This window comes from Chitinophaga sp. CF118 (genome assembly GCF_900112615.1).
GTDB lineage: Bacteria > Bacteroidota > Bacteroidia > Chitinophagales > Chitinophagaceae > Chitinophaga.
Genome location: NZ_FOMK01000001.1, coordinates 782,855 through 794,273 on the forward strand (window position 1 = coordinate 782,855; position 11,419 = coordinate 794,273).

An 11,419-nucleotide genomic window follows, 5' to 3' on the forward strand; every position below is an offset into this window, starting at 1 on the left:
GCATGAAGAAGAAACTCATCATACTGGGCGCTGGCGAAAGCGGAATAGGTGCTGCCATCTTAGGCAAGCAGCAGGGGTATGATGTATTCGTATCTGATGGTGGTGCCATTAAAGATCTTTACAGACAGGAACTGGCTGTTAACGGTATTGCATTTGAAGAAGGGCAGCATTCCTGGGATATAATATTAGGAGCAGATGAAATTGTGAAAAGCCCCGGTATTCCTGAAAAGAGCGAACTGATGAAAAAGGTGAGGGAAAAACAGGTACCGGTTATTTCAGAAATTGAACTGGCGTATCGTTTCAGTAAGGATAAAAAAATCATTGCGATAACGGGTAGTAATGGTAAAAGCACTACTACAGCACTTACATTTCACATTTTCGAAACAGCAGGACTGAACGTAGCCATGGTAGGCAATATTGGTCTTAGTTATGCCAGGCAGGTAGCTACTGCTCCTGCAGATTATTATGTAGTGGAAATAAGCAGCTTTCAGCTGGACGATATAACGGAGTTTAAACCTAATGTGGCCATCTTACTGAACATAACGCCAGATCACCTGGATCGTTATGACTACAAGATGGAAAATTATGTAGCTTCTAAATTCCGCATAGCAATGAATCAGGGACCGGAAGATTACTTCGTGTATTGCAAGGACGATCCGGAGATCAGCCGTTATTTACAGAAACAAACTATTTACTCAACAACAATACCCTTTACTATCATGGAACCATTAAAGCAAGGAGGATTTATGGCAAACGAACAGGTGAACATCCAGGTAAATGATGAGCCGGTGATCGTATCAATGTATGATCTTGCACTTAAAGGCAAACATAACTTATATAACTCAATGGCAGCGGGTATTGCAGGACGCACCATGGACATCAGAAAAGAGAAGATACGCGAAAGCCTTACTTCCTTTAAGAGCCTGGAGCATCGCATGGAGTATGTAGCTTCAGTGCGTGGAATTGATTTTATTAATGATAGCAAAGCAACAAACGTAAACTCTCTGTGGTTTGCGCTTGAAAGTATGGAAACTCCAGTGATACTCATCATGGGGGGAGTAGATAAAGGGAATGATTATAGTGCTGTCAGGGAACTGGTAAAAGAAAAAGTAAAGGCGATCATTTGCCTGGGCGTTGATAATGCACCTATCAGAGAAGCATTGTCAAACGATACCCCGGTAATGGTAGATACCAGCAATATGAAAGATGCTGTACAAGCAGCTTTTCAGCATGCGGCCAAAGGAGATGTAGTATTACTCTCTCCTGCCTGCGCCAGCTTTGACCTCTTCAAGAATTACGAAGACAGAGGCAAGCAGTTCAAAGAAGCAGTCAGAGAACTGTAATTAAAAAAAAAGAAAAAATGGACGGTATACTTCATAGGACAAAGGGCGATAAAGTGATATGGACCATCGTGGTCTTCTTATCACTTGTGAGTCTGTTGGCTGTTTACAGCGCAACAGGGTCACTGGCATACCGTGAACAGGGAGGTCATACGGAGTATTATCTGTTTAAGCAACTGAGTGTGTTGGGAATGGGTTTGTTGATCATCTATTTTGCTCACCGGGTAAATTACACTATTTACTCCCGTGCGGCACAGGTGGGCTTCATTATTTCCATACCCTTGCTGGTATATACATTAGCGTTTGGTTCTCATATTAATGACGCAAGCCGGTGGATAAGGCTCCCCGTTATTAATCTGACATTCCAGACATCAGATGTTGCTAAGCTGGCCATCTTCATGTATGTAAGCAGGCAGTTGTCTAAACGGCAGCATGTAATTACTGATTTTAAGAAAGGCTTTCTGCCGATCATTATACCGGTTGGGATCATCTGTGTATTGATCATGCCGGCGAACATGTCTACTGCATTGCTACTGGGGGCCAGTTGCATGCTATTGTGTTTTATAGGCCGGGTACCCATTAAGTTCCTGGCTGCCATGGTAGGTGCAGGTGTTGTTCTGATATTGCTGATGTTTGCATTTGCAGCTATAACGGGAATAGAGCTACGTACTAAAACATGGGCTAAAAGGCTTGAACATTTTTCCAATAATGATAATACTGAAATGCCCTACCAGGTGCAACAGGCAAACATTGCAATAGCAGGTGGCGGACTGCTGGGGAAAGGTCCGGGCAACAGTACACAAAGAAATTTTCTTCCTCATGCATATAGTGATTATATATATGCAACTATTATTGAAGAGTATGGTATCTTTGGCGCCTTTTTGATATTGATGGCCTACATGTTGCTTCTGTTAAGAAGCATTCGCATATTCCGGCAATGTCCCTATGCATTTGGTGCATTTCTGGCAGTAGGGTTAAGTGTTACACTTGTGATACAGGCACTTACAAATATGGCGGTAAACGTAGGGATATTTCCGGTTACAGGGGTAACACTACCATTAGTGAGTATGGGAGGATCCTCAGTAATATTTACCAGTCTTGCCATTGGAATCATATTGAGTGTTTCGCGCAATGTAGACGAACTGGAAGGCAAACGTATTGAACAGGAAAGGATTGCGAAGGCGATGGAACAACAAATTGCTTAAAAGAGAAAAATTAAAAATGATGCAACGCAAAATTATCATAGCAGGCGGCGGTACAGGAGGACATATCTTCCCGGCTATTGCTATTGCCAATGCGTTGAAAAAGATAAATCCGGATACTGAGATACTTTTTGTAGGAGCCAAAGGAAAAATGGAAATGGAAAAAGTGCCGCAGGCTGGCTACCCTATAGAAGGATTGGAAATAGCAGGTTTTAACCGCAGCAATATGTTTAAGAACCTTTTGCTGCCATTCAAGATACTAAAAAGCCTGGGGCAGGCACGCCGCATTTTAGAACGTTTTCAACCACATGCAGTGGTAGGTGTTGGCGGTTATGCCAGTTTCCCTGTAATGCGAAAAGCGCAGCATAAAGGCATCCCTACATTAATTCAGGAACAGAATTCTTTTGCAGGAAAGGCCAATATGTCATTGGGAAAGAAAGCAAAGAAGATCTGCGTGGCTTACGAAGGCATGGATAAATTCTTCCCGGCAGACAAACTGGTGATGACAGGAAACCCTGTTAGGGGGAACATTACACAATCGGCAGTTACAAAGGAAGATGCATTACAGCACTTTGGGTTACAATCAGGTAAAACCACTGTACTTGCAGTAGGTGGCAGCCTGGGCGCCAAAGCTATCAATGAAGCATTACAGCCTTTGTTAGCAAGTTTTGTTGAGAAAGATATTCAGCTGATATGGCAAACAGGCAAACCATATTTCGATACTGCCAAAGCAGCAGCATTACCATACAGTTCGCATGTAAAGGTGTTTGACTTTATTAACCTGATGGACTTTGCATACAAGGCTTCAGACGTAGTAATATCACGTGCAGGTGCGCTGGCCATAGCTGAGTTATGTGTTGTAAAAAAGCCGGTAATATTTGTACCCTACCCTTTTGCAGCCGAAGATCATCAGACTTTCAATGCACAAAGCCTGGTAGTAAAGAGTGCGGCACTCATCATTAAAAACGATGAAGCAGGAACACTCCTGGGAAATACATTATTCAGCCTGGTACAAAACAAAGCATTGCTGGAACAACTGGAACAGAACATTGGAAAACTTGGTAATACCAATGCAGATATGGTGATTGCAAAACAGATAATGACATTAATAGGATAAGAAAAATGGATTTGAACAACATACAACGCGTATACTTCGTTGGCATAGGAGGCATTGGCATGAGCGCCATTGCACGGTTCTTCAATGAGAAGGGCGTGCATGTGAGCGGTTATGACCGTACAGAGACTGCTCTTACACGCCAGCTAACAGCGGAGGGTATGCAAATCCATTATACGGAAGATGTGAACATGGTAGACAAACAGGTACAGCTGGTAATTTACACACCTGCTATTCCTACTATTCATGAGGAACTGAAATGGTATCGGGAAAATGGTTACGAAGTAGTAAAACGCAGTGATGTACTTCAGGAAGTTACCCGTGAGCTTTTTGCTATAACAGTAGGTGGTACACACGGTAAAACAACTGTTTCTACCCTTATTGCGCATATACTAAGGAACAGTGGTTATGGTTGCAATGCTTTTCTTGGAGGTATCAGTGCTAACTACAACCGTAATTTCTGGAGCAATGACAGGAAAGTTGCTGTTATTGAAGCAGACGAATACGACCGTTCATTCTTAAAACTACATCCAGACGTGGCTGTATTAACAGCAATGGATGCAGACCATCTGGATATTTACGGTACCGAAGCTGAAGTGCAGGAAGCATTTTTACAATACTCCGGCAATATAAAACCAAATGGTACCCTGGTTGCAAGAATGGGATTACAACGTGCGACAGATCTGAAGGGTGATAACAAACTATGGTATCACCTGCAGGATAACAAAGCAGATGTATATGCTGCCAATATCAAAATAGAAGATGGTGGATATCGGTTTGATGTGATAGAAAAAGACTGGACAATCCGTGATATACAATTGCCAATTGGCGGTACACACAATATTGAGAATACAGTGGCGGCAGTAGCTGTTGCTCATCTGCTTGGTATTGAAGATGATAAGATCCGTGCTGCAATCGCTGAGTTCAAAGGAATCAAACGGCGGTTTGAATACCTTATCCGGAATGATTATCAGGTGTATATAGACGATTATGCACATCATCCGGAAGAATTGCGGGCACTCATCAGCAGTGCGCGTGCATTGTTTCCTGATAAGAAGTGTACGATCATCTTTCAACCGCATTTGTACACACGTACCCGCGATTTCGCAGCAGGCTTTGCAGAAAGCCTGTCTCTCGCAGATGAAGTGTTATTACTGCCCATCTACCCTGCCAGGGAATTACCTATTGAGGGTGTAAGCAGTGAAATGATAGCAGAGAAGATCCGTAAGGTGCCTGTACAAATAATAGAAAAAGAGAACGTGCAGGACTGGCTCAAATTGCACAATGTACCTTTATTCATTACAGCAGGTGCAGGAGATATTGATCAGTTCAGGGAACCGGTGCAGGAAATCTTAAATGGTGAACGCATTATTACAGACGAAATAAAATAATAATAAAACGCATGCAGCGCAGAACCAAAATAGCATTAAGACGAATAGGCACAACACTGCTTTGGATGGCAGTGGTGAGCGGTTTCGTTGTATTGCTGGTAGCTGCGGTGCAGGATAAAGAAGCCAGCAGATGTAAAGGTATTGTGGTGAAACTGGTGGGTGATGATAGTAATTTCTTCATTGAAGAAAAAGATATCAAAGCACTGATAGCAAACGACCGGGCATTAAACCCTGTGGGCATGTCGGTCAGCAGCATCAATATCGCCAACCTGGAAAAGATCGTATCACGCGATCCGTGGGTAAAGAATGCTGAGATATTCATTGACAACCAACGTAAGCTGAATATCAAAGTAACTCAGCGGGAACCGGTAGCACGTGTATTCACGACATTGGGCAGTAGCTTTTACTTTGATAAAGATGGAGACCGCATACCAGTGTCTTCGCGCTATGCGGCCAGGGTACCGGTATTCACTGACTTCCCAACGGATGCCATCAACCTGCAAAAGGCAGATAGTGCACTTGCAGCAGAAGTGATAGAGATGGGCAGCTTCATTATAGCAGATCCATTCTGGCTTGCACAGGTTGACCAGGTACAGATTACGTCGAAACGGGAATTTGAACTTATACCAAAACTTGGTGATCACGTAATTGCATTTGGTGATGGTACTGATATAGAAAAGAAATTCAACAAACTGTTGGCGTTTTATAAAGAAGGACTAAGTAAAGTAGGCTGGAACAATTATTCACGCATAAATGTTGCTTATGAGAACGAGGTAGTATGTACACGCAGGAACGGTGCAGAACAGCCTAAAACGCTGACAGCTGCAGACAGTGCACAGATTGTGGGAACGCATGACAGCACAGCACATGTACAAACACACGTGAAAGAAGTAAAGCAACCGGAAACAACAAAATCAAAGGCAAAGACAAAGGTGGTAACACCCAAACCAGCGCCAGTAAAACCGAAAGTACAAAAGGAAACGGTACCCCATAAAAAGGAGCCGAAAGCTGTGTATAAGCCGGTGAAGAGATCTGTTAACACAACAAAAAACAATAGAACGCCATGAATCAGGAAGCTCCCATCATTGTAGGTCTCGATATTGGAACTACAAAGATTGCTGCCATTGCAGGAAGAAAGAATGAATACGGAAAATTGGAAATCCTGGGATTCGGTAAAGCCCCGTCTTTTGGTGTTCAGCACGGCATGGTGCTGAATATCGACCAAACTATCAAGGCCATCCGTCAGGCCCTGGAGAACTGCTATGCGTCCAATCCTAACCTGGAAATAAATGAAGTATACGTAGGTATCGCAGGACATCATATCAAAAGTTTACAAACACGCGGTGACATTGTTCGCAGCGACACGGATGCAGAGATTTCGCAAAAAGACATTGATCAGCTGATCAATGACCAATATAAAACAGTGATACCCGCCAGTGATCAGATCATTGACGTGATACCACAACAATATATCGTGGATAGCCTCCAGAACATCACTTACCCGATCGGGATGTCTGGTGTTAAGGTGGGAGCAAACTTCCATATCATTACGGGCGATAAAAACGCTATCCGTAATATCAACCGCAGCGTAGAGAAATCCGGTCTGAAAATACATGACCTGGTATTACAGCCACTGGCTTCCGCTGCTGCTGTAATGTGTGATATGGACTTTGAAGCTGGAGTAGCCATTGTGGATATAGGAGGTGGTACTACCGACCTTGCTGTTTTCTATGAAGGTGTTCTGAAACATACAGCAGTTATTCCTTACGGTGGAGAGAACATAACCAACGATATCAAGAACGGACTGGGAGTGTTGAAAACACAGGCGGAACAGATGAAGGTACAGTTCGGATACGCACTGGCTGATGAGGCTAAAAACAATGCCTATATCACAATACCTGGTCTGCGTGGTCAGAGTCCGAAAGAGATTTCCGTAAAGAACCTGGCACATATCATACAGGCACGTATGAGTGAGATCATGGACTTTGTTGTATACCATCTGAAACAGATAGGTATGGATAACAAGATGCTGAATGGCGGCATTATCCTTACCGGTGGAGGATCACAACTGAAGCACCTGATCCAGTTAACAGAATATACTACAGGTGTAAGTGCACGAATTGGTTATCCGAACGAACATCTTGCCAATGGTCATATAGACGAACTGACAAGACCTATGTATGCAACCTGTGTGGGGCTCATTCTCAAAGGTTACAATGATTATGAGAACGATCGCAGAGCGCTGGAAGAAAACTATGTTAAAATAAATACCAGTTATCTCCGCAAAGAACAGGCTGCAAATGCTACTATTGAAGAGGAAGCTGATGACTGGCAGGAAGAGTCTTCCGCGGAACAGGTGCAGGAAAAGAGAGCGAAAAAAAGAAATGCTTCTTTGAAAACATTCCTTGACGGGATGAAAACAAAGATTATAGATATGTTCACAGAAGAAGAGGACGCAAAGCTTTAACAGCAATTTTGTACTAAGTGGCTTAATTGTTGCAGCTTCAACCGATTTTAAAATCAGTAATTAATACGCGAATAATTAATAACATAAGATAGACCATAGGAATAAGTTGTTGTGGGCATTATTAATTATACTAACTAACCCATAAAAGAGATAGAGTCATGATACATTTTGATCTTCCCAAAGAAAAATCTTCCATCATCAAGGTGATAGGTATTGGTGGTGGTGGGAGTAATGCGGTGAACCACATGTTCAATCAACGCATTGAGGGTGTGAATTTTATCATCTGCAATACCGATGCACAAGCTATTGCAAACAGTCCCGTGCCCAACAAAATTCAGCTGGGACCGCACTTAACGCAGGGGCTGGGAGCAGGTGCTAATCCGCGCATCGGAGAACAGGCGACGGAAGAGTCCTTTGAAGAAATCAAAAAGATATTGGAGGTAAATACAAAGATGGCCTTCATAACGGCAGGCATGGGTGGTGGTACCGGTACAGGTGGCGCTCCTATCATTGCTAAAATATGTAAGGAGCTTGGTATTCTAACCGTGGGTATTGTAACCACACCTTTTTCTTACGAAGGTAAAAAGAGGATGGCACAGGCAGATGAAGGTGTGAGCAGGTTGAAAGACTATGTTGATACCCTGCTGATCATCTCCAATGATAAACTGCGTCAGAAATTCGGCGATCTGAAATTCAAAGCGGCCTTTGAAAAAGCAGATAACGTACTCGCAACTGCGGCTAAATGTATTACAGATGTGATCAACTCAACTGGTCAGATCAATGTAGACTTTGCCGACGTTTGTACCGTTATGCGCAATGGTGGTGTGGCGATTCTTGGTGCGGCTGTTGCTGAAGGTGAAAACCGTGCACAGAGAGCTATTGAGGAAGCACTGACATCTCCGCTATTGAATGATAACGATATCCGTGGTGCTAAATGGATTCTTATCAACATTTCATCTGCTGAGGGTGAATTCGAACACACACTCGATGAAATGGATGCTATACAAGCATATGTACAGAGCCAGGCTGGTGAGGATTGCGACGTGATCCTCGGTGTTGGTTATGATCATACACTTGATCGCAATCTTGGTGTTACCATTATTGCTACAGGTTTTGAACAAAAACCAATACAGCTGGTAAAGCTGCCTCAGGATGCTTCTCAGATAGAACAACCAAAAATTGTGATGGAACTGGGTCGCGATGGTGATGAAAAAAAAATGAATAACAAGGTGACCCCTGTTGTGGAACCTACCGATCATATGGCACCACGACTGGTGGAACCGGTGGTAACACAACCAGTTACTTCTTATACACCACCTCAACAGCCGGAAAGACAAAACTATACGCTCAACATTGAGCCTATATCAACTCCTCCTGCTCAACAAGCTGGTGGCATAAATGTTATCCAGCCAAATCAGGCAGCTAACGGATACCCTGCCAGACCTTCACCCATTTTCATAGAACCGGGTAATACGCCCCCTTCTGCCGATGAAACACCAGCTATGAAGATGGTATTCAGAGAAGAAGATCAGGCACCGGAACCACATCAGGATGGGCAGCAATTGCACTACTTCGATGAGCAGATGGAAGAGCAAAAAAGGAAACAGGCGGAGAGAGTAGCAAAATTGCGCAGCATCAGTTTTAATGTGAAAGGCATCGACAATGCAACTGAATTGGAAAACGTTCCTGCATACATCCGCCGCAATATCGATCTCGATAACGGTTCGGGTTCTGCAGAAAATTTTTATTCTAACTATACTGTAACCGATAGTCATAATAACCAGGCAGAAATCAATACGATTAATACCTTTTTAGATGGGAAAAAACCCGATTGATCTATTCGATGTTTGATTGTTTTTTAGTTGTGTTAAAAAAGCTCCTCCGGTTCCCCGGGGGACTTTTTTTATTCTAAATATTCCGGCAGACTTTAAATGATACTTTAATCCTTTATTATGATGGGCTATCTTCTTTAGTGACCCGAATATAAAACAGGCTGTATCAAGAGTACGATACAGCCTGTTTTATATTCGGGGCCACTGTTGGAGGCGATATTCTGTTTAAGTGATCCTCAAGCCCTGCATCTATTTTTGATCCATCCTCATTTACTATTATAATTCATTCAATCCGGCCTGCGCCTTCCGCACCATCTCTGCTGCCGGTTGCGTTTTCAAAGCATCCAGCTGAAAAGGTGCTAACAATGCGTCCAGTTGTTGCAACTTTGCAGTATTATTTTCGCGGGTAAATTCTTCCCGCAACAAACGTACTTTTTCATAATCCTGAATCCCTTCTTTCAACCGTTCGAAACGGATAGATGTTCTTGCACCTGGATATACAAAGTAGGTATCCCCTGCCGCCCAGTTACGGAAGCGGGAATCGTGCAGAGGATCTTTCACCCAGCTGTTATATGCCCAGCGCAGATAACCATCGAATCCTTTCATAGCTGCGTACCAACTTAACCAGGTAGCCTCTGCCGGTGGAGAGAACGTAAATGTATTAGGATGTCCTTCGTGGCAATAAGTATAATAAGTTGTGATATCCCCCCGCTTTTTTCTCATAGCCAATACATCGGCAGGGATCACTTCAGCAGAAGCAACACAGAGGTCCGCCAGGCCACTTTCTATTTCTGCATGATAACTACCCGCCAGTGAAACTTTAAAGTCTTTATCAACGCTCCTAATCAGTCCAATGGTCCATTTCATGTCTTCCATTGTCCGTTCATCCATTGCGATGGTAGTGATGTTGAACCAGCCCTTTGCTCTGAGGTGTTTTACAAAATCGGTAAGCATAGGTCGCCAGTGTGCATCATATTCCGCTGAACCGGGTTTTGCCACAATAAAGGTGTCTTTACCAGCTACCTCATCGTAATACCAGAATTTGAGATTCCAGGGGATCATGCTATAGCAATTGATCTCTTTACTGATGCCCAGATCCAGCATGAACTGTACCCATTTATCAAAGATGGTATAATCGTAAGACCAGCTACCATTACGCTCGTGGGTCCATTTTATCATGCTGCCATAGATGTCTTCAGTCTGACCATTCCAGGGATCATAGATCAGTGTGGTGGTGATCACTTTCTGCCCGGCATCTGCCAGCATTTTCATATAAGGTTTCATCACTGCAAAATGTGCAGGACTCCAGTCCTTTACTTTATACACCCGGCTAATAGCATACGGACTTTGCCACAAATCAAGATGATATTGCCATTTGGATGCTGGTGGCAGTGTATGTTCCAGCACCTGTACCTGATAAGGCAAAGTGATCTTTCCCACTTTTACAGCTCCATGATAAACACCTGCGGGTGTTGCTGAGGGTACTTTTATACTTAGCCACACTGGTTGTGTGGTATAAGCAGGTATGTCCTGCTTTGTTACTACGTCAATAGCATCTTCTACGAGGGAAGAATCAAAATCGGCGGAGTTACTACGGAAACCGCAGCCTGTACCATCTTTATTGAGTTCATCCGTCATAACATACCGTACAAAGCTGGCACTGATCTGGGGAGAAGGAATAGTATGTCCTTTTCCATCCTGCAATGGCAGTAAACTCACAGTTGTACCAGTCAAGGGTTTTGTGGTCCATATCAACAATTGTGTATGCACCTGCTCTCCTTTCCAGGCTTTCACCTGCCATTCGGATTGCAAACTGCCTGCATCCGGAACACTACCCTTTTCATAGCGAATGTCGGCACTGGCAAATCTGGCATGAAGGTCCGGCCCCGTAACGGCATCCCAGGAAGACTTATTCAGTGTTCTGGGATCTGGCAGATCCTGGTAAGGCAAAGGCTTTGCCTGCTGTGCATAGGATGCACAGGTAAGGGCCATTGGTATGGCGGCCCAATAAAGTTTACTGAACATAGGTGGTTTTGGTTTTAGCTGCTTTCAGCAGATAAAATACAAACAATA

8 protein-coding genes are annotated in these 11,419 nt (G+C 43.5%); 7 read left to right on the plus strand and 1 reads right to left on the minus strand.

Going from position 1 to position 11,419, the window contains the following annotated elements; genetic code table 11:
- Positions 1-2: 2 nt before the first annotated feature.
- The 7 genes from murD to ftsZ all read left to right on the plus strand — a co-directional run bounded on the left by murD (position 3) and on the right by ftsZ (position 9,349).
- Positions 3-1,343 carry a UDP-N-acetylmuramoyl-L-alanine--D-glutamate ligase gene (murD, locus tag BM176_RS03005; RefSeq protein WP_090099399.1) on the plus strand — a complete coding sequence of 447 codons (1,341 nt, stop codon included), beginning with the start codon at positions 3-5 and terminating at the stop codon, positions 1,341-1,343.
- A 17-nt stretch (positions 1,344-1,360) separates the two neighbouring features.
- Positions 1,361-2,545: an FtsW/RodA/SpoVE family cell cycle protein gene (locus BM176_RS03010; protein ID WP_090099401.1), complete on the plus strand. Its 1,185-nt coding sequence runs from the start codon at positions 1,361-1,363 to the stop codon at positions 2,543-2,545.
- Between the two features lie 16 nt (positions 2,546-2,561).
- Positions 2,562-3,659, plus strand: coding sequence for an undecaprenyldiphospho-muramoylpentapeptide beta-N-acetylglucosaminyltransferase (gene murG, locus BM176_RS03015; RefSeq protein ID WP_255373418.1), 1,098 nt, complete (start codon positions 2,562-2,564; stop codon positions 3,657-3,659).
- 5 nt (positions 3,660-3,664) lie between these two features.
- Positions 3,665-5,047 carry a UDP-N-acetylmuramate--L-alanine ligase gene (murC, locus tag BM176_RS03020; protein ID WP_090099402.1) on the plus strand — a complete coding sequence of 461 codons (1,383 nt, stop codon included), beginning with the start codon at positions 3,665-3,667 and terminating at the stop codon, positions 5,045-5,047.
- A gap of 11 nt (positions 5,048-5,058) precedes the next feature.
- Positions 5,059-6,114 (plus strand): cell division protein FtsQ/DivIB, encoded by a 1,056-nt coding sequence (locus BM176_RS03025; protein WP_143097685.1) that lies wholly within the window; start codon positions 5,059-5,061, stop codon positions 6,112-6,114.
- Positions 6,111-7,514, plus strand: coding sequence for a cell division protein FtsA (gene ftsA, locus BM176_RS03030; protein ID WP_090099406.1), 1,404 nt, complete (start codon positions 6,111-6,113; stop codon positions 7,512-7,514). Before BM176_RS03025 ends, ftsA begins: the two co-directional genes overlap by 4 nt.
- A gap of 158 nt (positions 7,515-7,672) precedes the next feature.
- Positions 7,673-9,349: a cell division protein FtsZ gene (gene ftsZ / locus BM176_RS03035; protein WP_090099408.1), complete on the plus strand. Its 1,677-nt coding sequence runs from the start codon at positions 7,673-7,675 to the stop codon at positions 9,347-9,349.
- A gap of 273 nt (positions 9,350-9,622) precedes the next feature.
- Here the strand turns inward: ftsZ and BM176_RS03040 are convergent, their stop codons facing one another.
- Positions 9,623-11,371 carry a DUF4091 domain-containing protein gene (locus BM176_RS03040; protein WP_090099410.1) on the minus strand — a complete coding sequence of 583 codons (1,749 nt, stop codon included), beginning with the start codon at positions 11,369-11,371 and terminating at the stop codon, positions 9,623-9,625.
- Between the last annotated feature and the right edge of the window lie 48 nt (positions 11,372-11,419).